General features: G+C 71.5%; 27 protein-coding genes, 1 tRNA gene and 1 riboswitch. Of the genes, 8 read left to right on the top strand and 20 right to left on the bottom strand.

What is annotated here, in order from left to right:
- Window positions 1-226: 226 nt before the first annotated feature.
- From PYR72_RS29995 to PYR72_RS29980, 4 genes are read right to left on the bottom strand one after another with little or no spacing between them, the layout of a single operon-like run.
- On the bottom strand, window positions 227-1,078 hold the full coding sequence (locus PYR72_RS29995; RefSeq protein ID WP_275458167.1) for a DUF1707 domain-containing protein: 852 nt from the start codon (window positions 1,076-1,078) through the stop codon (window positions 227-229).
- 33 nt (window positions 1,079-1,111) lie between these two features.
- Complete coding sequence (locus tag PYR72_RS29990) at window positions 1,112-2,107, bottom strand: ATP-binding cassette domain-containing protein (RefSeq protein WP_275460561.1); 996 nt, start codon at window positions 2,105-2,107, stop codon at window positions 1,112-1,114.
- Window positions 2,108-2,129: 22 nt separating this feature from the next.
- Window positions 2,130-3,032, bottom strand: a complete 903-nt coding sequence (locus PYR72_RS29985) for an ABC transporter permease (protein WP_275458166.1) — start codon at window positions 3,030-3,032, stop codon at window positions 2,130-2,132.
- Window positions 3,025-3,825, bottom strand: a complete 801-nt coding sequence (locus PYR72_RS29980; RefSeq protein ID WP_275458165.1) for an ABC-2 family transporter protein — start codon at window positions 3,823-3,825, stop codon at window positions 3,025-3,027. The genes PYR72_RS29985 and PYR72_RS29980 overlap by 8 nt, the downstream gene beginning before the upstream one ends.
- A 1,327-nt stretch (window positions 3,826-5,152) precedes the next feature.
- Between PYR72_RS29980 and PYR72_RS29975 the strand changes: the two genes are divergently transcribed.
- Entirely contained in the window at window positions 5,153-8,020 is a 2,868-nt protein-coding gene (locus tag PYR72_RS29975) for a transglycosylase domain-containing protein (protein ID WP_275458164.1), read from the top strand.
- Between the two features lie 10 nt (window positions 8,021-8,030).
- On the opposite strand, the gene PYR72_RS29970 is transcribed toward PYR72_RS29975, so the two are convergent.
- From PYR72_RS29970 to PYR72_RS29960, 3 genes are all read right to left on the bottom strand, one after another.
- The gene (locus PYR72_RS29970) at window positions 8,031-8,351 is read right to left on the bottom strand and encodes a multidrug efflux SMR transporter (protein ID WP_013003274.1); all 321 of its coding nucleotides are present in this window, start codon (window positions 8,349-8,351) and stop codon (window positions 8,031-8,033) included.
- Between the two features lie 32 nt (window positions 8,352-8,383).
- Window positions 8,384-8,451: riboswitch (guanidine-III (ykkC-III) riboswitch) on the bottom strand.
- Between the two features lie 77 nt (window positions 8,452-8,528).
- A complete protein-coding gene (locus PYR72_RS29965; protein ID WP_005486682.1) occupies window positions 8,529-8,873 on the bottom strand; it encodes a co-chaperone GroES in 345 nt (114 codons plus the stop codon).
- Window positions 8,874-8,942: 69 nt separating this feature from the next.
- A complete protein-coding gene (locus PYR72_RS29960) occupies window positions 8,943-9,272 on the bottom strand; it encodes a DUF3618 domain-containing protein (protein ID WP_013003272.1) in 330 nt (109 codons plus the stop codon).
- A gap of 105 nt (window positions 9,273-9,377) precedes the next feature.
- Between PYR72_RS29960 and bcp the strand changes: the two genes are divergently transcribed.
- From bcp to PYR72_RS29945, 3 genes are all read left to right on the top strand, one after another.
- Window positions 9,378-9,845, top strand: a complete 468-nt coding sequence (gene bcp / locus PYR72_RS29955; protein ID WP_059081262.1) for a thioredoxin-dependent thiol peroxidase — start codon at window positions 9,378-9,380, stop codon at window positions 9,843-9,845.
- Between the two features lie 140 nt (window positions 9,846-9,985).
- Window positions 9,986-10,987: an HNH endonuclease gene (locus PYR72_RS29950; RefSeq protein ID WP_275458163.1), complete on the top strand. Its 1,002-nt coding sequence runs from the start codon at window positions 9,986-9,988 to the stop codon at window positions 10,985-10,987.
- Window positions 10,988-11,041: 54 nt separating this feature from the next.
- Window positions 11,042-11,125, top strand: a tRNA-Leu gene (locus PYR72_RS29945).
- Between the two features lie 65 nt (window positions 11,126-11,190).
- On the opposite strand, the gene rdgB is transcribed toward PYR72_RS29945, so the two are convergent.
- The 6 genes from rdgB to PYR72_RS29915 form a co-directional block, all read right to left on the bottom strand.
- Window positions 11,191-11,793, bottom strand: a complete 603-nt coding sequence (gene rdgB / locus PYR72_RS29940; RefSeq protein ID WP_275458162.1) for an RdgB/HAM1 family non-canonical purine NTP pyrophosphatase — start codon at window positions 11,791-11,793, stop codon at window positions 11,191-11,193.
- Between the two features lie 34 nt (window positions 11,794-11,827).
- Window positions 11,828-12,226 carry a hypothetical protein gene (locus tag PYR72_RS29935; RefSeq protein WP_275458161.1) on the bottom strand — a complete coding sequence of 133 codons (399 nt, stop codon included), beginning with the start codon at window positions 12,224-12,226 and terminating at the stop codon, window positions 11,828-11,830.
- Window positions 12,227-12,381: 155 nt separating this feature from the next.
- Window positions 12,382-13,119, bottom strand: a complete 738-nt coding sequence (gene rph / locus PYR72_RS29930; RefSeq protein ID WP_275458160.1) for a ribonuclease PH — start codon at window positions 13,117-13,119, stop codon at window positions 12,382-12,384.
- A gap of 83 nt (window positions 13,120-13,202) precedes the next feature.
- A complete protein-coding gene (locus PYR72_RS29925; protein WP_037729483.1) occupies window positions 13,203-13,436 on the bottom strand; it encodes a PTS glucose/sucrose transporter subunit IIB in 234 nt (77 codons plus the stop codon).
- Between the two features lie 119 nt (window positions 13,437-13,555).
- On the bottom strand, window positions 13,556-14,848 hold the full coding sequence (locus tag PYR72_RS29920; protein WP_275458159.1) for an MFS transporter: 1,293 nt from the start codon (window positions 14,846-14,848) through the stop codon (window positions 13,556-13,558).
- A 28-nt stretch (window positions 14,849-14,876) separates the two neighbouring features.
- Window positions 14,877-15,008: a hypothetical protein gene (locus PYR72_RS29915; RefSeq protein ID WP_275458158.1), complete on the bottom strand. Its 132-nt coding sequence runs from the start codon at window positions 15,006-15,008 to the stop codon at window positions 14,877-14,879.
- Window positions 15,009-15,460: 452 nt separating this feature from the next.
- On the opposite strand from PYR72_RS29915, the gene PYR72_RS29910 reads away from it, so the two are divergent.
- From PYR72_RS29910 to PYR72_RS29900, 3 genes are all read left to right on the top strand, one after another.
- A complete protein-coding gene (locus tag PYR72_RS29910) occupies window positions 15,461-16,033 on the top strand; it encodes a DUF2087 domain-containing protein (protein ID WP_275458157.1) in 573 nt (190 codons plus the stop codon).
- Between the two features lie 426 nt (window positions 16,034-16,459).
- Window positions 16,460-17,158, top strand: coding sequence for a hypothetical protein (locus tag PYR72_RS29905; protein ID WP_275458156.1), 699 nt, complete (start codon window positions 16,460-16,462; stop codon window positions 17,156-17,158).
- Between the two features lie 182 nt (window positions 17,159-17,340).
- Window positions 17,341-18,591, top strand: a complete 1,251-nt coding sequence (locus PYR72_RS29900) for a PTS transporter subunit EIIC (RefSeq protein WP_275458155.1) — start codon at window positions 17,341-17,343, stop codon at window positions 18,589-18,591.
- A gap of 75 nt (window positions 18,592-18,666) precedes the next feature.
- Here PYR72_RS29900 and PYR72_RS29895 read toward each other — a convergent pair whose 3' ends face one another.
- Complete coding sequence (locus PYR72_RS29895) at window positions 18,667-19,419, bottom strand: MBL fold metallo-hydrolase (protein ID WP_059081246.1); 753 nt, start codon at window positions 19,417-19,419, stop codon at window positions 18,667-18,669.
- A gap of 351 nt (window positions 19,420-19,770) precedes the next feature.
- Between PYR72_RS29895 and PYR72_RS29890 the strand changes: the two genes are divergently transcribed.
- Window positions 19,771-20,235, top strand: coding sequence for a type II toxin-antitoxin system PemK/MazF family toxin (locus PYR72_RS29890; protein WP_275458154.1), 465 nt, complete (start codon window positions 19,771-19,773; stop codon window positions 20,233-20,235).
- Between the two features lie 255 nt (window positions 20,236-20,490).
- Here PYR72_RS29890 and PYR72_RS29885 read toward each other — a convergent pair whose 3' ends face one another.
- From PYR72_RS29885 to PYR72_RS29865, 6 genes are all read right to left on the bottom strand, one after another.
- Window positions 20,491-21,441, bottom strand: coding sequence for a cysteine synthase (locus PYR72_RS29885; protein WP_013003251.1), 951 nt, complete (start codon window positions 21,439-21,441; stop codon window positions 20,491-20,493).
- A 6-nt stretch (window positions 21,442-21,447) separates the two neighbouring features.
- Window positions 21,448-21,726: a MoaD/ThiS family protein gene (locus PYR72_RS29880; protein WP_013003250.1), complete on the bottom strand. Its 279-nt coding sequence runs from the start codon at window positions 21,724-21,726 to the stop codon at window positions 21,448-21,450.
- 112 nt (window positions 21,727-21,838) lie between these two features.
- Window positions 21,839-21,934 carry a putative leader peptide gene (locus PYR72_RS42990; RefSeq protein ID WP_309474684.1) on the bottom strand — a complete coding sequence of 32 codons (96 nt, stop codon included), beginning with the start codon at window positions 21,932-21,934 and terminating at the stop codon, window positions 21,839-21,841.
- A gap of 123 nt (window positions 21,935-22,057) precedes the next feature.
- The gene (locus PYR72_RS29875) at window positions 22,058-23,122 is read right to left on the bottom strand and encodes a LacI family DNA-binding transcriptional regulator (RefSeq protein WP_275458153.1); all 1,065 of its coding nucleotides are present in this window, start codon (window positions 23,120-23,122) and stop codon (window positions 22,058-22,060) included.
- 86 nt (window positions 23,123-23,208) lie between these two features.
- A complete protein-coding gene (locus PYR72_RS29870; protein WP_059081243.1) occupies window positions 23,209-23,631 on the bottom strand; it encodes a M67 family metallopeptidase in 423 nt (140 codons plus the stop codon).
- Window positions 23,632-23,730: 99 nt separating this feature from the next.
- The gene (locus PYR72_RS29865; RefSeq protein WP_275458152.1) at window positions 23,731-25,176 is read right to left on the bottom strand and encodes an amino acid permease; all 1,446 of its coding nucleotides are present in this window, start codon (window positions 25,174-25,176) and stop codon (window positions 23,731-23,733) included.
- Window positions 25,177-25,389 lie beyond the last annotated feature (213 nt).

The raw sequence follows: 25,389 nt of genomic DNA, 5'->3' as shown, positions 1-25,389 counted from the left end.
TGCTCGCGAATGGTCTCGGCGATCCGCTGCCGTGCCTTCTCCCTACGCCCGACCAGCCCCGGCGCGGGCGCGGGTGCGGATCTTGTGGATCTCCAGAGCCCCGGCCCCGGCCAAGTGGGCGGTGGGCGAGCCGGCCCACCGTGCGACCGGCCGCGGCGCGACCGCGGCCAGAGTCGGAGTCGGAGGCAGAGGCAGAGGCAGAGGCAGAGGCAGAGGCAGAGTCGGCCTACAGCTCCCGCCTCCGGCGCCGTTCCCGCTCCTCCTCGCGCCGTGAACGCACCGCGTCCCTGATCTGGTCCATGGCCTCGCGGTGCGCCTCCTGCATCTCGTGCGCGTGATCGCGGTGGGACGCGTGCAGTTCGCGGCGGGCCCGGCGGCGCTCCAGCCGCTCCTGCCGCCGCTCCTCCTTCAACCGCTGCCGCTCCGCCTTCGGAATCTTCCGCTCCACCCCGACCCCGCCCCAGAACGCGAACCCGGTGATGATCACCCGCGGCGCGCCCGGCTCCCCGGGCACACCCTCCTGGCCGTGGTCGAAGCCGCCCATGATCCCGACGCCCCGGACGACGACCTCGACCCCGGGCGGCACGACCACGTTGATCCCGCCCATGATCGCGACACAGTTGATCGTGACCTCGCGGCTCGCGAAGTTCGCGTCCCGCAGGTCGAGTTCACCGCCGCCCCAGAACGCGAAGCAGTCGAACCGCTCGGGCACGGTCCACCGCCCCTTGCGCTCGAACCCGGACAGCACCGCCACGCCCCAGGTGGACGTCCCGTCGCCGCCGACGATCCGCTCGGGCCAACTCGCCTCCCCCGCGGGCCCCTTGACCAGCGACACGGACGGCGGCGACACCAGGGCCGGTGGCGCCACGGCCCCCGCGCCGGGCAGGTCACGGGTGATCGGCGCCAACTCGCCGTACGTCCGGGCCTTGTACGTCGCGTCCAGCCGCTCCTCGAACTCCTCCATGTCGAGGCGCCCTTCCGCGAGCGCGTCCCGCAACTGCTCGGAGACTCGTTCACGATCGGCGTCGGAGGCACGAAGGTCCGCGGCGGCCGGAACATCCGGCAGGTCGTCCGTCATACGGATCAGCGTACGAGGATCCCCCGCGCCGGGCTACGACACGGCCGGCCCCGGCTCCCCCACCCGCTCCGCCTGCTGCGCGTACATCTGGGCGATCACCGCCTCGATGTCCGGCTCCCGTACCGACAGGTCCACCAGGGGGTACTCCGCGGCGATCCGCGCCACCAGCGGGGCCGCCGACTCCGACGCCGGGAAGGCGAGCCACTGCCGGGGTCCCTCCACCCGGACGACCCGGGCGGGTCCGGCCTCGATCGGCGGCAGTTCGCGCTCCAGGTCGACCACGAGGGTCCGCTCGCTCTCGCCCACCTCGTGCAGCCCCGTCAGCGGCCCGTCGTACATCAGGCGCCCGTGGTCGATGACCATCACCCGGCGGCACAGCTGCTCGATGTCCTGGAGATCGTGCGTGGTCAGCAGCACGGTCGTGCCCCGCCCGGTGTTGAGTTCCCGCAGGAACTCCCGGACCTTGGCCTTACTGATGACGTCGAGACCGATGGTCGGCTCGTCCAGGTACAGCACCTCGGGGTCGTGGAGCAGGGCCGCCGCGATGTCCCCGCGCATGCGCTGGCCGAGCGAGAGCTGCCGTACGGGCACGTCCAGCAGGTCGCCCAGTTCGAGGAGTTCGACACAGCGGTCGAGGTTCTCGCGGTAACGGGCGTCCGGGATGCGGTACATGCGGTGCATCAGCCGGTAGGAGTCGACCAGGGGGAGGTCCCACCACAGGGTCGTCCGCTGCCCGAACACCACGCCGATACGCCGGGCCAGCCGCGTCCGCTCGCGGGACGGGTCGATGCCGGCGACCCGCACCCGGCCCCCGCTCGGGGTCAGGATGCCGGTGAGCATCTTGATCGTCGTCGACTTCCCCGCGCCGTTCGGGCCGATGTAGCCGACCATCTCGCCGCGCGCGACCGTGAAGGAGATCGAGTCGACCGCCCGCACCTCACGCCGCTCCCGCCGCAGGAAGCCGGTCTTCCTCCGGACGTCGAAGACCTTCTCCACCCGGTCCAGTGCGATGAACGCGCTGTCTGTCACCTCTGACGTCACGTCTGACTCCCTAGCTCCCCGTACTCCGATACGAACGCAGCCCCGCCCGCCACGCGACCCCCGCCAGCGCGCAGCAGGCCACCCCGACCAGCGGCGGCGCGAAGGCCGACCAGGACGGCAGGTCCAGGGGGTAGGGGCGGCCCAGGACGTACAGTCCGGGCACCCAGTTGACGAAGGCCAGCGGCAGGACGAAGGTCACGCCGCGCAGCAGGTCCTTGGCGAAGAGCGCCGGGGGGTACTGCAGCAAGGTCGCGCCGCCGTACGTGAAGGCGTTCTGCACCTCGGAGGCGTCCTGGGCGACGAACTGGAAGGCCGCGCCCCCGACGAACACCGCCCCGAAGATCAGCCCGCCGCTGGTCACCATCAGCGGGATCATCAGCACCTTGGCCGGGGTCCAGGCGATGTCGAGCGTGGTCAGGGCATAGCCGAGGACGAACAGGCCCTGGGTGACCCGGCCGAGGCGACGCAGCGCGAACTTGTCGGCGGCGACCTGCGCGAGCACCGGCGCGGGGCGGACGAGCAGGGTGTCGAGCGTGCCGTCCCGGACCCGGCGGCCGAGCCGGTCCATCGAACCGATCATCAGGTCGGCGAGGCCGAAGGCGACGGCGGAGGTGCCGTAGAACAGGGCGATCTCGGGCAGGGTGAACCCGCCCAACTCGTCGACCTGCGAGAACATCAGCAGGATCGCGAGGAAGTCGAAGGAGGTGGCCGCGAAGTTCCCGAACGTCGTCATCGCGAAGGACGCGCGGTAGGCCATCGTGGAGCGGATCCACATGGCGGCGATCATGCGGTAGACGCGCAGCCCGTCGCGGACGCGGCCGTACGTGCCGTACGCGGCGAACGGGTTCTCCCGCTCGGCGAACGGGTTCCCCGGCCCGGAGCCCGTGGCGGGGCGGTCGTCGACGTCAGCCACCCTGGACCACCACCTTCCGGGTCGCCGCCGACTGGATCAGCCGTCCGGCTGCCAGCAGTGCCGCCGCCCAGGCGAGCTGGAAGGCGTACGTCCGCCAGGGGTCGGCCTCGCCCAGCAGGACGTCCGCCGGGGCCTGGAGCAGGGCGGACCAGGGCAGGGCGCGGGCGAGGTCGCCGAGCGCGCCGGGGAAGACGTTCAGCGGGAGGAGCATCCCGGAGAAGAAGACTCCGGTGAGCCAGGTGATCTGCATCGCTCCGGCGCCGTCGAGGAGCCAGAACGCCGACAGCGCGACGATGTACCGGATCGCGAAGCTGACGAGGGCGCCGAGGGCGACCGCGAGCAGACAGGCGAGCCAGGGCAGCGGGCCGCCGGGCAGGGCCAGGTCGAAGAAGAGGGCGCCGCACACCATGGGGACGACACCGCGTCCGAGCAGCTGGAACAGGGCCCGGCCCAGGTCGGCGGCGAGCCACCACAGCTGGAGGTCGACGGGCCGGTAGAGGTCGACCGCGATGTCGCCGGTCCTGATCCGCTCGATCAGCTCCTCCTCGAAGCCGGCGCTGCCCAGTACCATCACCGCGAACATGGCCTGGCCGACCCAGACATAGGTGAGGGCCTGGGCCTGGTCGTAGCCGCCGAGGTGGGGCTTCTCGTGCCAGAGGGCCAGGTAGGTGTATGCGAGGATGAAGCCGAAGACGGTGTTGGTGAACACCCCCGCGGCGGTGGCCACCCGATATGTCGCGTACCGCCTGAAACCACCGGCGGCGACGGCGGCGTACAACCGCCCTGTGCCCACGAGGAAACCCCCATCCGCTGCGAAGAGTTAGGCGAAAGGCCGAGGCCTGGACCGATTCGGGCCGAAGCGAAGAAGCCTAGTCCGCGGCCGGTGGGGCCTGCCACGCGTTTTCGGGGGCGGACGGTGGTGCTCGTGTGGTGTGCGGGGCACGTGCCGGGATCCGGGAACGGATCGAACGGAACGAGAGTCTTAGTCAAGGGCGCAGAACCGGCCCGGAGCGGGCGCAAAGCGTACGAGTCCGTACGGAAATGAACGTACGACGCGAAAACAGGAGCACGGCAGCACGATGAGCGACGAGCCGCAGCCGAAGCGGAACGGCCCGGGCTGGACACCGAGAGACCCGGAGCGACGCACTCCGGGCACGACTCCGGGGTCCGGCGACACCGCCGCCAGGGCGAACGCCGACGGCCGACCCGGCCCGACCCCGGGCAACGGCCCGAACCCGACGCCGGACGGGCCACCCGCCACGGCGTCCCCCGGCACGCCTCCCGACCGAGAGCGGGACGGGCGGCCCGGCGGGACGACCGGGAGCCAGTCCGGCGGACGTGCCGGTGCGGGGGCCGGACAGCGGTCGGACACGTCCGGCGGGCGACCCGGTTCGGGGTCCGGCGGGCAGGCCGGCGCGGGATTCGGCGGGCGGTCCCAGCGGGAGACCGGCACGGGGTCCGGCCGGCCGCCCGGCGCGGCAAGCGGTGGAAAGTCCGAAGGACAGACCGGCTCGGCACCTGACGGACGGCCCGGCTCTGCGACCGACGGGAAGCCCGGCGGACAGACCGGCCCGGCATCCGGCGGGCGACCCGGTCCGGCATCCGGCGGGCGACCCGGTCCGGCATCCGGCGGGCAGACCGGTCCGGCATCCGGCGGGCGACCCGGCTCGGGGTCCGGCGGGCAGGCCGGCTCGGGATTCGGCGGACGGTCCCAGCGGGAGACCGGCACGCACTCTGGCGGGCAGGCCGGCTCGGGATTCGGCGGACGGTCCCAGCCGGAGACCGGCACGGGGTCCGGCCGGCCGCCCGGCGCGGCAAGCGGCGGAAAGTCCGACGGACAGACCGGCTCGGCACCTGACGGACGGCCCGGCTCTGCGACCGACGGGAAGCCCGGCGGACAGACCGGTCCGGCATCCGGCGGGCGACCCGGTTCGGGGTCCGGCGGGCAGACCGGCTCGGGATTCGGCGGGCGGTCGGGGTCGGTTGCCGGTGGAGCGGCCGGCCCGGCCGGGGAGCGGTCGGGCACGGCGTCCGGCGGGCAGTCGGGTGCGCCCGGTGGGCAGGCCGGTGCGGCGTACGGCGGGAAGAGCGGCTCGGCTGCCGGTCGCGACTCCGGTGCCGTGAGCGGCGGGAAGCCCGGCGGGCAGTCCGGTGCTGCATCCGGTCGGCAGGCCGGTGTACAGGCCGGCGCCGTGTCCGGCGCGCAGGCCAGTGCGGCGGCCGGTGGCAAGGCGGGTGGCGCGGCCGGCGGGAAGCCCGGTGCCGTGCCCGGCGCGGCGGCCGGTCGGGCCGGCGAGGGCAACCCGGCTGGGTCCGCCGGAGGACGAGACGGTGGGGCCGGCGGTGCTCAGGGACGTGACTCCGCGGGGCCCGCGGCCGGAGGCACCGGCAGCCCCTCCGGGGTGCCGGACGCCAGGGCCGCCCGAGCCGCTCGGGCGGCGAGGGCCGCCAAGGCAGCCGGCGCGAAGGCGGGCGGCACCGCCGCCGCCGGGGAGGACACCCCCACCACCACCCTGGCCATCACCCCGGGCCGCAAGCCCGCGGCCGGGGGCGACACCCCGACCCAGGCCCTCGGCGTCATCACCGCCCCGAAGGCCGCCGCCGCGGCACCCGCCGCGGCACCGGCCGCCGTGCCCGCGGTCTCGCCCGCCTCCTCGGACGAGGGCGGCAAGGCCAAGAAGCCCAAGCGGCGCAAGCGCACCGGCTGGCGACGGCTGTTCCCCACCTGGCGCATGGTGCTCGGCACCTTCGTCATCGGACTCATGCTGATCGTCGGCGCCCTGGTGCTGGGCTACAACATGGTCCACATCCCCAAGGCGAACGCGTTCGCGACCAAGCAGAGCAACGTCTACCTCTACGCGGACGGCTCCCAGATCGCCCGCGACGGGGAGGTCAACCGCGAGAACATCCCGCTGTCGAAGGTCTCCAAGGCCGCCCAGCGCGCCGTACTGGCCGCCGAGGACCGCGACTTCTACTCCGAGCCGGCCATCGACCTCAAGGCGATGGCCCGCGCGGCCTGGAACACCGCGACCGGCAAGGGCAAGCAGTCCGGCTCGACGATCACCCAGCAGTACGTGAAGAACTACTACCTGGCCCAGGACCAGACCGTCACCCGCAAGGCCAGGGAGTTCTTCATCTCGATCAAGCTGGACCGTGAGGTGACCAAGGACGAGATCCTGGAGGGCTACCTCAACACCAGCTTCTTCGGCCGCAACGCCTACGGCATCCAGGCCGCCGCCCAGGCGTACTACGGCGTCGACGCCGACGAGCTGACCGCCGAGCAGGGCGCCTACCTCGCCGCCCTGGTCAACGCGCCGAGCATGTACGACGTCGTCGCCCACCCCGAGAACAAGGGCGCGGCGGTCGCCCGCTGGAACTACGTCCTCGACGGCATGGTCAAGGAAGGCTGGCTCAAGCAGTCCGAGCGGACCGGCGCGAAGTTCCCGATGCCGAAGCAGGCCACCACCTCCTCGGCCTTCTCCGGACAGCGCGGCTACCTGGTCGAGGCCATCAAGTCGTACCTCATCGAGCACAAGATCATCGACGAGAAGGCGCTGGAGAACGGCGGTGGTTACCGCATCACCACCACCATCCAGCCCAAGATGCAGGACGCCTTCATCAAGGCCGTCGACGACCAGCTGATGGACAAGCTCGACAAGAAGAACCGCAAGGTCGACAACTACGTCCGCGCCGGCGGCGTCTCCATCGACCCGAAGACCGGCAAGGTCATCGCGATGTACGGCGGCATCGACTACACCAAGCAGTACGTGAACAACGCGACCCGCCGCGACTTCCAGGTCGGCTCCATCTTCAAGCCGATCGTCTTCACCGCCGCCGTGGAGAACGCCTCCAACAACCAGAACGGCCAGGCGATCACCCCGAACACGGTCTACGACGGCACCAACAAGCGCCCCGTCACCGGCTGGCCCGGCCCGCCGTACGCACCGGAGAACGAGGACTACCACAACTACGGCAACATCACCGTCCGCCAGGCCACCGAGGACTCCGTGAACTCGGTGTACGCGCAGATGGCCGTCGACATCGGCCCCGAGAAGGTCGAGAAGACGGCGATCGACCTCGGTGTCCCCAAGAACACCCCGGACATGAACCCGTACCCGTCCATCGCCCTGGGCACCGCCACCGCGAGCGTCCTCGACATGACGGAGGCGTACGCCACGCTCGCCAACCACGGCAAGCACGGCACGTACACGATGATCGAGAAGATCAGCAAGGACGGCCAGGCGGTCGACCTCCCCTCCACGGAGTCCACGCAGGCCGTCAGCCGCAAGGCCGCCGACACCACCACCTCCGTGCTGCGCAGCGTGGTCCAGAGCGGTACCGCCACCGCCGCGCAGGCGTCCGGGCACCCGGTCGCGGGCAAGACCGGTACCGCCGAGGAGGACAAGGCGGCCTGGTTCGCCGGCTACACCCCGGACCTCGCCACCGTCGTCTCCGTCATGGGGCAGGACCCCAAGACCGGCGCCCACAAGCCGCTGTACGGCGCGATGGGTCTGCAGCGCGTCAACGGTGGCGGGGCGCCCACGGAGATCTGGGCGCAGTTCACCAAGACCGCCCTCAAGGGCAAGAAGGTGAAGGACTTCGACCTCGACCTCCAGGTCGGCGCCGACGTCGTCTACACCCCGCCCAGCACCCCCGCCGACGAGCCGGGCGCCACCGGCGACGAGGAGACCGGCGGCGCCACGGGCGACGAGGAGACCGGCGGACCGACCGACGACGACACCGGCGACGGCACCTCCACCGGCGGCACGCCCTCGACGGACGGCGGCACCACGTCCACGGGCGGCACGGCCGCGGACGGAGGTACCACGTCCACCGGCGGCACCTCGACGGACGGCGGCGCCGCGTCGACGGGCGGCGCCACGGGTGACGGAGGCGCCGCCTCCACGGGAGGCGGCACCGCCGACGGCGGTACGACCGACGGCGGAGCGGACACGGGAGGCGACACCTCGGTGGGGCCGTTCGGTTGACCGGGGCTGCTCAGTGGCCGGAGGTGGCCTTCAACCCCACCACGGCCACGAGCAGCAGACACACGAAGAAGATCCGGGCGGCGGTGGCCGGCTCCCCCAGCCACACCATGCCGAACACCGCCGCCCCGGCCGCGCCGATCCCCACCCACACGCCGTACGCGGTACCGATGGGCAGCGTCCTGGCGGCGTGGGAGAGCAGCAGCATGCTGGCGACGATGCCGGCGCCGGTGAGGACGCTGGGCAGGGGCCGGGTGAAACCGTCGGTGTACTTCATCCCGACCGACCAGCCGACCTCCAGCAGTCCGGCGACGACCAGCAGAACCCAGGCCATGAGGCACCTCCGTGATCCATAGGGGAATCGGGGGTGCGTCGTCTTTGCGGGTCCCGGTACGGCGCGTCTCGTCGGGTATCTCAAAGGTAGCAAAACACAGGTGTGGGGGGCTGGTGACCATGGTCACCAGCCCCCCACACCTGTGAAGGCAATGATTCGAAGATCACCCAGGGGTGCTCAGAGATACAGGCCCGTGGAGTCCTCCGACCCCTCGAAGCGGTCCGCGGCCACGGCGTGCAGGTCGCGCTCGCGCATCAGGACGTAGGCGACGCCCCGGACCTCGACCTCGGCGCGGTCCTCGGGGTCGTACAGGACACGGTCGCCGGGCTCCACGGTCCGGACGTTCTGGCCGACCGCCACGACCTCGGCCCAGGCGAGGCGCCGGCCGACCGCCGCCGTCGCGGGGATCAGGATGCCGCCGCCGGAACGCCGCTCGCCCTCGGCGGTGTCCTGCCGTACGAGCACACGGTCGTGCAGCATCCGGATGGGCAGCTTGTCGTCGTGCTGGGTCTTCTCGCTCACGCCTCGAACCTACCTGCTCCGTCCCCGTCCTCGTCCCCGCCCGCGTCCCGGTTCGCGTCCCGGTTCGCGTCAGGCCCTGCGGCGCCGGGTCCCGAGCGCGAGGAGACCGACGACGCCGACGACCACGAGGGCGACGGGCACGATGCGCTCCACCCGGGGCGCCCCGTCCTGGTCGACGAACTGGCCCCTGACGTCGCTGACCGCACGGTTGACGGAGACGTACGCCTTGCCGAGGGTGTGGTCGATGTTCGAGACGACCTTGGCCTTGGCGTCGCCCACGATCGTCCGGGGGTGCACGCGGACGCCGATCTCGTCGAGCGTCTCGGCGAGGTTGTCGCGGCGGCGCTTGATGTCCGCCTCGATCTCGGCCGGGGTTCTGATGTCCGAGGTCTCCGCCACCGCGCGGCCTCCCGTTGTCGGTTGTCGGTGAAATCTCTTCGTCACGGACAGTCTGTCAGCTCCACCCGGCACCGCACCGTCAGGGCCCGCCATTACGCTGGACCGATGAGCGAGCGACTCCAGCCCGGCGACGTGGCCCCCGCCTTCACCCTCCCGGACGCCGACGGCAACGAGGTGTCCCTGTCCGACCACAAGGGCCGCAAGGTCATCGTCTACTTCTACCCGGCCGCCCTGACCCCCGGCTGCACCAAGCAGGCCTGCGACTTCACCGACAACCTGGAGCTCCTCGCGGACGCCGGGTACGACGTCATCGGCATCTCCCCCGACAAGCCCGAGAAGCTGGCCAAGTTCCGCGAGAAGGAGTCCCTGAAGGTCACCCTTCTCGGCGACGTGGACAAAACGGTCCTCGACGCCTACGCCGCCTTCGGCGAGAAGAAGAACTACGGCAAGACCTACATGGGCGTCATCCGCTCCACGATCATCGTCGACGAGGAGGGCAAGGTTTCCCACGCCCTCTACAACGTCCGCGCGACGGGCCACGTAGCGAAGATCATCAAGGACCTGGGCATCTGAGCCCACCTGCCCGCCCACCCGCGAACGGCTCGTACCGGACCCCCGGCACGAGCCGTTCCGCATTCCGGACGTGACTGTCCGATGAGCGGCTCGTTACTCCGTACGAGCCACGAACAGGTGGCCGGAAGTCGAGGGGTTTCATGGGGGACAGCGTTTACAGCGAGGAGCGGCTCGCACCAGCCGTCGCAGAAGCTCGCAACTGGACCGACCTGATGCGAAGGCTCGAACTCAGGGCAAGTGGAGGGCAACGGCGCGCGCTCCAGGAGAAAGTGGCACGCCACGGACTCGACACGAGCCACTTCGCCAAGCGAAGCCCGTGGCGCAAGTACCCGGACGCCGCCATTGCCGAAGCCGCAGCCTCATCCTCCTCGCTGCGCGAGCTGGCACTGAAGCTCGGCGCCACTCCGGCCACCGGCACGCTTTCCCATATCCGGCGCCGCATCGACGCAGCGGGAATCAACATCAGCCACTTCCCTGGTATCGACCGCACCGAGCTGGACCTGCCCTTCACCGCCGAGGAGTTGAGCGCCGCCGCAGCCACAGCGCACAGCGTGCGCGGGGTAGCGCGCGCACTGAACATTCCGGACGACAGCCGTTCGCGCGCCACACTGCTCCGCATGTTGCGCGAGCAGCACATTGACATCAAGCACTTCACCTACACCCGTGCCCCAATTGACGAGGCAGCACTTCGCACGCTGATCCCCCAGGCATCCAGCTACGCCGACGTCATGCGTGGCCTTGGTCTGGTTGTCGACGACACCAACCATCGACGCGTGCGACGCACTGCGGCGCGCCTGGGAATCGACACCAGCCACTTCAAGCGCCGTGCCTGGGGCAAGCCGGACAGGCCGGCCCCCACACCGACGGCCCACCGCGTGCTCGTCGTCCTGCCCGCACATGCGGGACGAACAAACAGGGCCCAACTACACCGAGCCCTGACCGAGGTCGGAGTGTCGTACGCGTGCGCAAGTTGCGGCAGCACCGGTGAATGGCTGGGACGCCGGATCACCCTGCAGATCGACCACGTCAATGGTGACTGGCACGACAACCGCCAGGAGAACTTGCGGTACCTGTGCCCGAACTGCCACGCGTTGACAGACACGTGGTGCCGGCAGAAGCAGCGAAGGCCACTCGCCGGATAGGCGTCGATCACCGTACACTTGCAGCCGCCCGTCATACTCGACGACGGGCAGCTGGCGGCCTTGGCGGAACTGGCAGACGCCTCGCGTTTAGGGCGCGATGGGAGTAATCCCGTGAGGGTTCGAATCCCTCAGGCCGCACTCACCTTCACTTCGAAGATCCGGCTTGTGACTATCGCAGGCTGGATTTTCCGACTCGCCGCACCTCAGCCCAACAGCTCCCGCAGCACCGGCACCAGCCCCCGGAACGCCTTCCCCCGGTGGCTGATCGCGTTCTTCTCCTCCGCGGTCAGTTCCGCGCAGGTGCGGGTGTCGCCGTCCGGCTGGAGGATCGGGTCGTAGCCGAAGCCGCCGGTGCCGGTCGGGGTGTGGCGGAGGGTCCCCCGCAGCTGTCCCTCGACCACCCGTTCCGTGCCGTCCGGCAGGGCCAGGGCGGCGGCGCAGTTGAAGTGGGCGCCCCGGTGTTCGTCGGCGATGTCGCCGAGCTGGGCGAGCAGGAGGTCGAGGTTGGCCTTGTCGTCGCCGTGGCGGCCGGCCCAGCGGGCGGAGAAGATGCCGGGGGCGCCGCCCAGGACGTCGACGCAGAGGCCGGAGTCGTCGGCGATGGCGGGGAAGCCGGTGGCGCGGGCCAGGGCGTGGGCCTTCAGCAGGGCGTTCTCGGCGAAGGTGACGCCGGTTTCCCGGACGTCGGGGATGTCGGGGTAGGTGTCCGCGCCGACGAGGTCGTGGGCGAGGCCCGCGTCGGCGAGGATGGCCTTCAGCTCGGTGAGCTTGCCGGCGTTGCGGGTGGCGAGGATCAGGCGGGTCATGCCCACCAGTATCGCCACCCGCTCCCGGGGGCCGTTACGAGGTGCAGACCTTCGTCAGCTCGCCCGCGGCGTCCGTGATGCCGCTGATGTCGGGGGTGGCGTCGCCGTTCTCCACGGCGGTGCGGGTGTCGGTGACGGCCTTCTGCAGCGAGTCGACGGCCTTGTTGACGTCGGTGTTGTCGGTCTTGTCGCCGATGTCGTCGAGGCTCTTGTCGATGGAGGCGAGGGACTCCTCCAGCTGCGTGGGGTCGTCCGCCGCGTTCTGTACGGCCTGCTGGAGGTCGTCCACGCTCCGGGCGATGGCGTCGGCGGTCTGGACGCAGTCCAGGGCCTTGTTCACGGCGTCGCAGCCGGTGGTGAGCCCGGCGGTCAGGGCGACGGCAGCTACGGCTCCGGCGATGGCGGTCGTGCGGCGTCGGCGGCTCGCGGCCATGGAACGGTCCTCCTCCTGGTGGCAGGGCTCACGGCCCCGGGTACGGCTGTCGCCGTGTGGCCGGGCGCACGGTGGTGTGCCGTGCGCCCGTATGGGCAAGGACGCGGCCGGGGCCGCCGTGGTTGCCGGCGGCGGCCGGCCTCTTGGGGTGCCCTTTACCTTTCGAGGACCGTATCAAGCGCCTTGCGCTGCAGGAGGGCCAGCTCCGTGCAGCCCGAAACGGCCAGGTCGAGCAGGGAGTTGAGTTCCTCGCGGGCGAACGGCTCGGCCTCGGCGGTGCCCTGGACCTCGACGAAGCGGCCGTCGCCGGTGCAGACGACGTTCATGTCGGTGTCGGCCTTGACGTCCTCCTCGTAGCGGAGGTCGAGGAGGGGGACGCCGCCGACGATGCCGACGGAGACGGCCGAGACGGTGCCGGTGAGCGGCTGGCGGTTGGCCTTGATCAGCTTCTTGCCCTGGGCCCAGGTCACGGCGTCGGCCAGGGCGACGTACGCGCCGGTGATGGCGGCGGTGCGGGTGCCGCCGTCGGCCTGGAGGACGTCGCAGTCCAGGACGATGGTGTTCTCGCCGAGCGCCTTGTAGTCGATGACGGCGCGCAGGGAGCGGCCGATGAGGCGGGAGATCTCGTGGGTGCGGCCGCCGATCCTGCCGCGTACGGACTCGCGGTCGCCGCGGGTGTTGGTGGCGCGGGGCAGCATGGAGTACTCGGCGGTGACCCAGCCCTCGCCGCTGCCCTTGCGCCAGCGGGGGACGCCTTCGGTGACGGAGGCGGTGCAGAAGACCTTCGTGTCGCCGAAGGAGACGAGGACGGAGCCCTCGGCGTGCTTGCTCCACCCGCGTTCGATGGTGACCGGGCGGAGCTGTTCGGGGGTGCGGCCGTCGATTCGAGACATGGCGCTGAGCCTATCGGCACATACGGAGGGGCCCCCTCCCCCGGCGGTCCGGGAGAAGGGGCCCTGCCGTGGCCGCGCGTGGCTCACATCATGTCCTCGATCTCCGCGGCGATGGGGTCGGCGTCCGTGCCGATGACGACCTGGATCGCGGTGCCCATCTTGACGACGCCGTGGGCGCCGGCGGCCTTGAGGGCGGCGTCGTCCACGAGGGAGGGGTCGCGGACCTCGGTGCGCAGGCGCGTGATGCAGCCCTCGACCTCTTCGATGTTGTCGAGGCCGCCGAGTCCGGCGACGATCTTCTCAGCCTTGCTGGCCATGGCCACTCTCCCTGTCTTCCCCGGCGGATCGGGGTGCGGAACCGTACGCGGACAGTCTGCGGGACCGTCCGCGACTGGTCTACACCACTGGGGATCGGGTCGCCAAACGCACCCGCGGCTCAGCCGTGTGTCGACTCGGCGGTCTCGGATCCCTGGCCGGGCACGGTGGATCCGGTGTCGGGGGTGCCCGGGGTGCCGGGGGCCGCGGGGGCGGCCCGGTCCGTGTCCAGGTTCCGCGGGGCGGGCAGGGTCAGGATCGCGAGGGTGACCAGGCACCACGCGGCGGCGAGGAGCACGCCGGTCCGCCGGAGGCCGATGCCGTCCACGGCGAGCCCCGCGGCGAGGGTGCCGAGCGGGACGGCGGTCATGGACACGGCGTTCTGGAGGCCGAGGACGCGCCCGCGCACCTCCTCCGGGATGCGTTCGGTGACGAGGACCAGGAAGAGGGCGGGCAGGGGGCCCGCGCCGGCCCCGGCCAGGACGGCGGCCGCCCACATGACGGGCACCGGGGGCAGGAGCGCGAGCCCGGCGACGCCGATCGTGGAGGTGAGCTGGGCGACGGCGAAGACGGTGCGGCGCGACCAGCGGGTGCCGAGGGCGGCGTAGAGGCCGGCGCCCGCGATGCCGCCGACAGCGAGGAGGGAGACGAGGACGCCGAAGCCGCCGGGTGAGTCCTCGCCCACGAGGTGGACGGGGAGCACCAGGTTCTGCAGGGGGGCGAGGACGGCGACGCTGCCGGCCGAGACCAGGGTGACGGTGGTGAGGACGCGGTCGGCGCACAGGACGTCGAGTCCGCGGCCGAGGTCGGCGCGCAGGCCGGTGTTCTCGCCCGGGGTGGGGCCGGCGCTCCGGGCGCCGATGGTCCGGGGCAGGGCGAGGGTGACGAGGGCGGCGAGGGCCGAGCAGCCGGCGGTGAGCCAGAGGACGGCCGCCGGGTCGACGAGCATGATCAGTCCGCCGGCGGCGGCCGGGGCGAGGATCACGACGCCGCCGGCGATGCTCTCGCGGAGTCCGGCGAGGCGTTCCATGCCGATGCCGGTGGCTTCGGCGATGTCCGGTGCGAGGGCCTCGCGGGCGGTCATGCCGGGGACGTCGAAGACGGCGCCGGCGACTCCGAGGACGACGAACCAGACGACGGTGAGGCCGAGCAGGCCGTCGACGACGGGGAGCGCGGCGACGCAGGCCGCGGAGGCGAGGTCGGCGCCGACGGAGAGGCGCCGGCGGCCGGCCCGGTCGATGAGTACGCCTCCGGCGACGGCCGACAGCAGCATCGGCAGCGCGCTCGCGGCGGCGACGAGTCCGACCGCGGCGGCGTCCCCGGTGCGCAGCAGCACCAGCCAGGGCAGGGCGAGGGAGGCCACGGTGTTGCCCAGCAGGGACAGGCCGTGGGAGATCAGGTAGAGCGGCAGCATCGGGGCATTCCGGTCGGGGGGCCTGGGGCTAGTCGATGCGGACGACGAGTTCGGCCGCGATGGGGTCACCGAGCAGGGGATGTACGGGCCGGGCGTCGAGCGCGCGGGCACAGGGCGGCGCCGGCGGTGTCTCCGCCGGGCCGGTCAGGGAAATCTTCACGCGACCTCTCGCCTCTCCGAGCACAGAATCAGGGTCGGCGGAAAACGCTTTTCCATGGCACATGGGCGAGCGCATGGTAAAGCCGACGAGAGCGTCTTATCCGCTCGACCGGACAGTCCGCTCCGGCATCTTTCCCGACTTGGAGCACATCATGGAGCAGGGAGCACCATACACCGTACAGTGCGATCGCCTGAGCCGTCCATCATGCCTCTCACCTGCACCTCCACCCATCTCCCGGGATGCCGGACGAATGTTTTCGGCCAACCTATTCCAGTGATTTGGTGAACCTTTGACTCGCGCAATTCCCACTCCTACGGTGATTCGAGTTGCCGTAATCGGCCGCGTACGGCGTTTCCCGATTGCGGTGACCGGGGGGCCGTGCGGTACCCGTAGAGGATCACCGTGCACAGCGCCCGTACAACGCCGCGCCACGACCCGGAAGGTGGCTCACCATGACCACGGCCTCCACCGAGGACCGGATTCCCTCCGCGGACCGGCCCCGCGCCCAGGACCTGCCGCCGTCCTGCCGCGATCTGATCGGCGTCCTCGCCCAGACCGACCGGCGTGACGCCTTCGCCGCCCTCGCGCTCGGCGCGACCTCCGCGGCCGAGGTGGCCGAGCGGGCGGGGCTGCGCCCGGCGGCGGCCGCGGCGGCCCTGAGCAAGCTCGTCGACGGGCGGATCGCCGCGTACGACGCCGACGCGCGCGCCTACCGGCTGATCGAGGACACCTTCCGGCTTGCCGTCCAGGCGGAGGTACGGATCTCCGGACGGGGCGGCGGTGACGGCGCGGGGGCCTACTTCCGCAAGGGGCGGCTGACGTCGATCCCCGGCAAGGCGGAGATCCGCACCCGGGTCCTCACCGTCGTGGCCGACTCCTTCGAGTCCGGGGTCACCTACACGGAGGCCAAGGTCAACGCGATCTGCGGGCAGTGGTTCGACGACTGGGTCACCCTGCGCAGGGCGCTCGTGGACGAGGAGCTGCTGCGGCGCGACGAGTCGGGCACCCGGTACGAGCGCGTATGACCGCATGACCCGGGTCGTCGCCGAAGACGTCACCGCCCGCCCGGCGGACCGCCCGGCCGACGTCGTCGCGTACGGCCGGCACACCGGGGCGGCCGTCGGCGCCTTCGATCGCCGCCGGGGTTTCGTGGCGCGTCCCGGGCAGGTGGTCGCCGAGCCGTCCACGGACGGAAGCGCGGTGGTGCTGAACGTGGGCCCGGGGCCGGCGGGCGCGACCACGGCCGCCGCGTTCCGTACCGCGGCGGCGGCCACGGTACGGGCCGCGGGCCGTCGCCCGCACACTGCGGGCGGAGCTCGCCCCGGCCGACGACGGCGGGGTCCCGGCGGCCGACCGCGCCCGGGCCGTGGCCGAGGGCGCGGCGCTGGGCCCGTACCGCTACGACGGCCACCTCCGCCCGGGCCGCGAGACCGCCGGCCGAAGTGGTCGTGGTGACCGGCGAGGGGCGGGCGGCCGCCGAGGGCCTGGGCGGGCCGTCGCCCGCACGCTGCGGGCGGAGCTCGCCCCGGCCGACGACGGCGGGGTCCCGGCGGCCGACCGCGCCCGGGCCGTGGCCGAGGGCGCGGCGCTGGGCCCGTACCGCCACGACGACCACCTCCGCCCGGGCCGCGAGACCGCCGGCCGAGGCGGTCGTGGTGACCGGCGAGGGGCGGGCGGCCGCCGAGGGCCTGGGCGGGCCGTCGCCCGCACGCTGCGGGCGGAGCTCGCCCCGGCCGACGACGGCGGGGTCCCGGCGGCCGACCGCGCCCGGGCCGTGGCCGAGGGCGCGGCGCTGGGCCCGTACCGCCACGACGACCACCTCCGCCCGGGCCGCGAGACCGCCGGCCGAGGCGGTCGTGGTGACCGGCGAGGGGCGGGCGGCCGCCGAGGGCCTGGCCGCCGCCGAGGCCGCGTGTCTCGCCCGCGACCTCGTCAACCGCCCGGCCGAGTCGTTCTGCCGGCTGCCGCTGCTCGCCCATGAGCGCCGCCATCCGCGGTCCGCCGTGGCGGAGCGGGTGAACTGTTCGCACCGGCACGGGGACACCGTGCAGGCCGCGCTCTTCCTCCAGGACTTCACCGAAGTCCCTTACGGCGGTGCCGGGTTCGCGGTGCGGACGTTGATCGAGCCGCTGCGCGCGCTCGGCGGGTAGGCCCCGCCCGCAGACCTGCCCACGCACCGCGACCCGCGCGAGCAGCCCGTGAGCGGCCCGGGACCGTTCGTGGGCGGCTCGGAATTCCGCCAGGAATCGAGGGTTCCTGATCCCGTCCCCCATCTGCTACAACAGGTCTACACCACTGAGTGGTGTAGACCACCACCCGATGGAGGAAGTCCATGAGCACTGCCACCGCGCCAACGGCGGCCCCCGCGAGGAAGTGGGGATCCGGTCTTTTCCAGGGCCTGCAGAAGGTCGGCCGCAGCCTGCAGCTGCCCATCGCCGTGTTGCCGGCGGCGGGCATCCTGCTCCGCCTCGGCCAGGCCGACGTACAGGAGAAGCTGAACCTGCCCGACAAGGTCACGGCGGTCTTCGCCACGGCCGGTGGCGCCATCTTCGACAACCTGCCGATGCTGTTCTGTATCGGTGTCGCGATCGGTTTCGCCAAGAAGTCGGACGGCTCGACCGCGCTGGCCGCCCTGGTCGGCTTCCTGGTCTACAGCAACGTCCTGAAGGCGTTCCCCGTCACCGAGGCCAAGGTGCAGGCCGGCGCCGACGCGGCCGCGACCTACAACAACCCGGGTGTCCTCGGCGGCATCCTCATGGGCCTGCTCTCCGCCGTGCTGTGGCAGCGCTACCACCGCAAGCAGCTGGTGGACTGGCTCGGCTTCTTCAACGGCCGCCGGCTCGTCCCGATCATCATGGCCTTCGTCGGTACCGCGATGGGCGTCTTCTTCGGTCTGGTCTGGGAGCCCATCGGTGGGGTCATCTCCGACGCCGGCGAGTGGATCACCGGGCTGGGCTCGGTGGGTGCCGGTCTGTTCGGTCTGATCAACCGCGCGCTGATCCCGATCGGCATGCACCAGTTCGTCAACACCGTCTCCTGGTTCCAGATCGGCGACTTCACCAACTCCGCCGGCGCCGTCGTGCACGGTGACCTGAACCGCTTCTTCGCGGGTGACCCGACCGCCGGTCAGTTCATGTCGGGCTTCTTCCCGATCATGATGTTCGGTCTGCCGGCCGCCGCGATCGCGATCGCGCACTCCGCTCGCCCCGAGCGCCGCAAGGCCGTGATGGGCATGATGATCTCGCTCGCGCTGACCTCCTTCGTGACCGGTGTGACCGAGCCGATCGAGTTCTCGTTCATGTTCATCGCCCCGCTGCTGTACGTGATCCACGCGGTGCTCACCGCCGTCTCGATGGCGGTCACCTGGGCGCTCGGTGTCCACGCGGGCTTCACGTTCTCCGCGGGCGCCATCGACTACGGCCTCAACTGGAACCTGGCCACCAAGCCCTGGCTGATCATCCCGATCGGTCTGGCGTTCGGCGCGATCTACTACGTCGTCTTCCGCTTCGCCATCACCAGGTTCAACCTGCCGACGCCGGGCCGTGAGCCCGAGGAGGAGGTGGAGGACCTCACGAAGGCGTGAGCCGCGGCAGCCGAACGGCGGCGGGCCCCCGGAGCGTGTCGCTCCCGGGGGCCCGCCGCCGTTCGCGTACCGGCCTCAGATCTCGTACGACACCCTGGGCACCGCCAGCTCGACCGGGCCGTCGTACACCGCGCGGGCGTCGACGAGGTTGACCTGCGGGTCGGTCCACGGCGGGACGTGCGTGAGCACGAGCCGCCGGGCGCCCGCGCGGGCGGCCGTCTCCCCGGCCTCGCGGCCGTTGAGATGGAGGTCCGGGATGTTCTCCTTGCCGTGCGTGAAGGCGGCCTCGCACAGGAACAGGTCGGCGTCGCGCGCCAGTTCGTCCAGGGTGTCGGTGACACCGGTGTCCCCGGAGTACGTCAGGACCCGGCCGCCGTGCTCGATCCGGATGCCGTACGCCTCGACGGGGTGGGCGACCCGCTCCGTGTGGACGGTGAAGGGGCCGATCTCGAACGTGCCCGGCTTGACCGTGTGGAAGTCGAAGACCTCGCTCATGGAGGAGGCGGACGGGGTGTCGGCGTAGGCCGTGGTCAGGCGCTGCTCGGTGCCCTCCGGGCCGTAGACCGGGATGGGGTCGCAGCGGCCGCCGTCGTGGCGGTAGTAGCGTGCGACGAAGTACGCGCACATGTCGATGCAGTGGTCGGCGTGCAGATGGCTGAGGAAGATCGCGTCGAGGTCGTAGAGACCGCAGTGGCGCTGCAGCTCGCCGAGGGCACCGTTGCCCATGTCGAGGAGCAGCCGGAAGCCGTCGGCCTCTACGAGGTAGCTCGAACAGGCCGATTCCGCGGACGGGAACGACCCCGAGCAGCCGACGACGGTGAGCTTCATAAGAGCGGAACCTCCGCGCTGGCGTGAAGTCGTGACAGTCGTGTCGTGTCAGTCGTGTCTTGCCGGTCGTGACGTGCAGACGGGTTGCGGATTGCAGATTGCAGTTGGCGGGGTTGCGAAGTTCGGGCGTGGGTGCAACGAGAGTGGTGCGGTCCGTCGAGCGTAAGGCGCAAAAGGGTGGGTCGCTCCTCCGCCAGGGGCCGTTGTGGGCGAACTCACCTGTGGTGTCACCGGTTCGGCTGGTCATAGGGCCGTTGGGGCGAGCGTGGGCCGGGGTGCGGCGGTGACCATGAGCGCGGGAGTGCGCGCGGGGGCGGATGGTGCGTCGTGCGCGCCGGTACCGTCGTCGCTATGGACACGTCATGGTGGCCGGCGCTCGCGGCCGTGGTGGTGCTGGCCCTGCTCGCCGCGGTGGTCGACGGGTGGGGACGTTCGCGGCGACCGCCGCGGCGCGGCGGGCGGACGCGGCCGCCGGGGCGCCCCGAGCGGGTGCGCGGGGCGGTACCGCGGCCCCGGCCCGCCGAGATCTGGTGGGCGAGCGTGCCCTTCGAGGACGGGCCCGGGGAGAAGGACCGGCCCTGTCTCGTGCTGGCGGTACGCGGGAACCGTGCCCGGGTCGCCAAGATCACCAGTCGCCACCGTGACGGACGGCCCGGCGTGATCCCGCTGCCCCCGGGCGCGGTCGGTGACGCGCGGGGCCGCGCGAGTTATCTGGAGACGGACGAGCTGCGGGACGTCCGCCTGCGCGACTTCCGCCGCCGGGTGGGCGAGGCGGACCCGGACGTGTGGGACCGGGTCCGCCACCTGTCGAAGTGAGACACCGGCGGTTCTTCGGGTGCGGGTGGGTGGGGCTTCTCGCGCAGTTCCCCGCGCCCCTGAAAACCCAGGCCCTGCGGGCCTGAAAAGCAACGGCCCTGCGGGCCTGAAGGCGGCCGGTGTCGGCGCTGAAAAGCACGGGGCGCAGCCCCTGCTTTTCAGGGGCGCGGGGAACTGCGCGACCAGCCCCCACTCACCCGCACCCGAAGAACGCACCCGGACCCGCACCCCACCCGACCCCGCACCGCCGCGCGCTCACGCCCAGAGCTGCCCCTGCAACGTCTCGATCGCCTCTTCCGTCGTCGCCGCCGTGTAGACGCCCGTCGACAGGTACTTCCAGCCGCCGTCGGCGACGACGAACACGATGTCGGCCGGCTCCCCGGACTTCACCGCCTTGTTCCCGACCCCGATCGCCGCGTGCAGCGCGGCCCCCGTGGAGACGCCCGCGAAGATCCCCTCCTGCTGCAGCAGCTCCCGCGTGCGGGTCACCGCGTCGGCCGAACCGACGGAGAACCGGGTGGTCAGCACGGACGCGTCGTACAGCTCCGGCACGAACCCCTCGTCGAGGTTGCGCAGCCCGTAGACGAGGTCGTCGTAGCGCGGCTCGGCGGCGACGATCCTGACGTCCGGCTTCTGTTCGCGCAGGAAGCGGCCCACGCCCATCAGGGTCCCGGTGGTGCCGAGGCCCGCGACGAAGTGGGTGATGGAGGGCAGGTCCGCGAGGATCTCCGGACCGGTCGTCGCGTAGTGGGCGCCCGCGTTGTCGGGGTTGCCGTACTGGTAGAGCATCACCCAGTCGGGGTGCTCGGCGGACAGCTCCTTGGCCACGCGGACGGCGGTGTTGGAGCCTCCCGCCGCCGGGGACGGGATGATCTCGGCGCCCCACATGGCGAGCAGCTCACGCCGCTCCTGGGAGGTGTTCTCGGGCATGACGCAGACCATGCGGTAGCCCTTGAGCTTCGCCGCCATGGCCAGGGAGATGCCCGTGTTGCCCGAGGTGGGCTCCAGGATCGTGCAGCCGGGCGTCAGACGTCCGTCCTTCTCCGCCTGCTCGATCATGTGCAGGGCGGGCCGGTCCTTGACCGAACCCGTGGGATTGCGGTCCTCCAGCTTCGCCCAGATGCGGACGTCGGCGGACGGCGACAGCCGCGGCAGGCACACCAGGGGGGTGTTGCCCACCGCGGCCAGCGGGGAGTCGTAGCGCATGGGTGATCAGGCCATGCCGCCGGCCACCGCCGGCAGGATCGTCACGTTGTCGCCGTCGGACAGCTTGGTGTTGATGCCCTCCAGGAAGCGGACGTCCTCGTCGTTGAGGTAGACGTTGACGAAGCGGCGCAGTTCACCGCCGTCCACGATCCGGGCGTGGATGCCCGTGTGACGGCTCTCGAGGTCGGTGAACAGCTCGGCGAGGGTGGCACCGGCCCCCTCCACCGCCTTCTGACCGTCGGTGTACTGGCGGAGGATGGTGGGGATGCGGACCTCGATGGCCATGGTGTGCGGCTCCTGTCGGAAGTGGTGGTCGGTGGCGCGCGGCAGCGCGAAGTGCGTGGTCACACAGGGAGGGACGCCGCGGCTCACGGCCGTACGGCGGCAGGAATCGGCGTCAACAGATGGCGCTGGCAAGCCTGCACAGGTCGACGTGCAGCCGCGCCACGAGCAGTGCGCCCGGCGTCTTCTCGCTCACGTCGTCAAGAACCATGGGCTCATCGTATCGATTCCCGGTCCGGGTCCCGGAATGTGATCCCACATGCCGGACGGATTCGGGCCGGAGAGTGAGACCGGGAGCGGAACGGAGGAGGGGGCGGGCCCGTCGGACGCCGGGTCAGGCCGACTGCCGGACGACCAGCCGTGTGGGGGTGACCACCGAGGACGGGAGGCTCCCCGTGCTCCGCGCCCCCGTGCCCGCCAGGTCCTCCGTGCTGAACAGCAGCCGGGCCATCAGCCGGCCCATGCCCTCGATGTCCTGGTGCACGGTGGTGAGCGGCGGGTCGGTGTGCTCGGCGATGGGCGTGAGGTCGTCGAAGCCGACGACGGCCACGTCCTCCGGCACCCGGCGTCCGCGCTCGCGCAGCACCTGGAGCGCGCCGGAGGCCATCAGGTCGGAGGCGACGAAGACGGCGTCCAGGGCGGGGCAGCGGTCCAGGAGCGCGGTCATGGCGGTGACCCCGCCGTGCCGTGTGTAGTCGGAGTGCTCGATCATCCGCGGCGGCGCGTCCGGCAGGAGGTCCCGGTAGCCGTCCAGGCGGTCGAAGGCGGACGCCTCCCGCTCCACCGGGCCGGTGATCGTCGCGACGCGTTCCCGGCCCAGCGCGAGCAGATGGCGGACGGCCTCGCGGGCACCGCCCCGGTTGTCGGCGTCGACGAAGACGCGGTCGTGGACGGGTTCGCCGTCGCGGAGCATCGGCCGGCCGCCGAAGACGGCGGGCAGGCCGAGCCGGTCGATCATGCCGGGCAGCGGGTCGTCGGCCCGCAGGGAGAACAGCAGGGCGCCGTCGACGTGGCCGCCGCCCAGGAAGTCGCCGACGCGCGGATACTCCTCGGGCTCCTCCAGGAAGAGCAGGACGGGCTGGGCCCCGTGGGCGACCAGTTCCTTGCGGATGCCCCGCAGGTGCAGGTCGAAGAAGGGGTCGATGAAGAGGCGGTTCTGCGGCTGGCTCGCGACGACGGCGATGGCGTTGTTGCGGCGGGTGACGAGCTGGCGGGCGGCGGAGTTCGGCACGTAGCCCAGTTCGGCGATGACCTCCCGGACCCGTTCGACGACCTCCGCCCGCACCTTGTCCTCGCCGTTGATCACCCGCGACACGGTGGACTTGGAGACCCCGGAGCCGCGTGCGACGTCGTCGAGCGTGGGGCGCCGGCCGGGCAGTCGTCGCGTCTGTCGAGTCAAGGCCGTCTCCGTGGCGGGCAGTTGGGCGCGTCCGTGCGTGCGCGTGCGTACGGAACACCGTAGCCGCGAATGTCCTGTGCCGTCGTTCAGTACGCCGCCACGATCCGCACCTCCTCCTCGGTCACCTCGCCCTCGACGATCCGGAACGAGCGGAACTGGAACTCGCCGAGACCGTCGGTGTCGGCGGTCGAGACGAGGACGTAGTGGGCGCCGGGCTCGTTGGCGTAGGAGATGTCGGTGCGGGACGGGTGGGCCTCGGTGGCGGTGTGGGAGTGGTAGATGACCACCGGCTCCTCGTCGCGGTCGTCCATCTCGCGGTAGAGCCGGAGCAGGTCGCCGGAGTCGAACTCGTAGAACGTGGGCGACATGGCCGCGTTCAGCATCGGGACGAACCGCTCGGGGCGGTCCGAGCCCGCCGGCCCGGCGACGACGCCGCACGCCTCGTCGGGGTGGTCCTTGCGCGCGTGGGCGACGATCCGGTCGACGAGGTCCTGGGTGATGGTCAGCATGGTCGCCAGGATAAGCAGAAGGGCTGTTCCGTACCGGGGGGTGGTACGGAACAGCCCACATGCCGGGACCGGGGCCTCGGGGACCCCGGCGTGTTCCGGTCAGCCGACCTTCTCGAACTCCGTGTCGCGGCGCTCGGTGATCCCGGGGTTGCGGCTCTTGAGCACGGCCCAGCCGATGCCCAGGGCGGCCGCCCAGCCCGCCATCACGTAGAGGCAGACGCGGGAGTCGGCGTCGTAGGCGATGAGGCCGGTGACGAAGAGCAGGAAGACGATGGCGACCCAGCTGCACTTCGCGCCGCCCGGGGCCGGGAAGGACGAGGCGGGCAGGCGGCCGGCGTCCACACCGCGGCGGTACAGGACGTGGCTGATCAGGATCATCAGCCAGGTCCAGATGCCGGCGGCGGTGGCGACCGAGACGACGTAGCCGAACGCCTTCTCCGGGACGATGTAGTTCAGGATCACGCCGATGCCCATGAAGAGCACGGAGACGGTGATGCCGAACGCCGGGGTCTTCGTCGACGACAGCCTGCTGAACGCCTTGGGGGCCTCCCCGTTGTCCGCGAGGGTGCGCAGCATGCGGCCGGTGGAGTACATGCCCGAGTTGCAGGAGGACAGGGCAGCCGTCAGCACCACGAAGTTGACGATGCCGGCGCCCGCCGGGATGCCGATCTTGGCGAAGGCGGCGACGAAGGGGCTCACGCCGGGCGCGAACTCGGTCCACTTCACCACGCACAGGATGACGGTGAGCGCACCGACGTAGAAGAGCGCGATCCGCCAGGGCAGGGTGTTGATGGCCTTGGGGAGGGTCTTCTCGGGGTTCTCCGACTCACCGGCCGTGACGCCGACGAGTTCGACGGCGAGGTAGGCGAACATCACGCCCTGGAGGGTCATCAGGGACGAGCCGACGCCCTTGGGGAAGAAGCCGTCGAAGGCCCACAGGTTGGAGACCGCGGCGGTGTCGCCGGCGCTGCTGAAGCCGAAGGTGAGGACGCCGAGGCCGATCACGATCATGCCGAGCAGGGCGGTGACCTTGACCATCGAGAACCAGAACTCGATCTCGCCGAAGAGCTTCACCGAGATCAGGTTGGCGCCGAAGAGGACCACGAGGAAGACCAGTGCGGTCACCCATCGGGGGATCTCGGGCCACCAGTAGTTGACGTAGATCGCGGCGGCCGTGAGTTCGGCCATGCCGGTGACGACCCACATCAGCCAGTACGTCCAGCCGGTGAAGTAGCCGAAGAACGGGCCGAGGAACTCGCGGGAGTACTCCGCGAAGGAACCGGAGACCGGGCGGTACAGGAGCAGCTCGCCGAGGGCTCGCATGATGAAGAAGATGATGACGCCGGCGAGGGCGTACATGAAGATCAGGCTGGGTCCGGCCTTGGCGATGTTCGCCCCGGCTCCCAGGAAGAGGCCGACGCCGATGGCGCCGCCGATCGCGATCATCTGGACCTGACGGCTGCCGAGCCCGCGCTCGTACCCCTCTTCGGGTGCGTCGTCGCGTACGGCTTCGTCGCCGTTGTTGTTGACCTGAGCGGAGGTCATGTGTTGTGCGCCTTTCTCCACGCTGGGCCGATCCGGGCCGTTCGTCGGCCCCGGATCGGGTTCCGATCCCCCCGGATGTGATGGAGCTGAGCGGGCTCTGCGTCGAGCCCGCTCGTGCCTGGCCGACGGTCGTCGGCCGGTGGCGCACCCGAGCGGACATGGGTGTCGTCCGTCGAGCGATCGTGCAGATCTATCACGGTCGCGGCCTTGATC

Source organism: Streptomyces sp. VNUA24, from assembly GCF_029167005.1.
GTDB classification, from domain to species: Bacteria; Actinomycetota; Actinomycetes; order Streptomycetales; family Streptomycetaceae; genus Streptomyces; species Streptomyces scabiei.
This window is presented reverse-complemented; position numbering and strand designations above follow the sequence as displayed.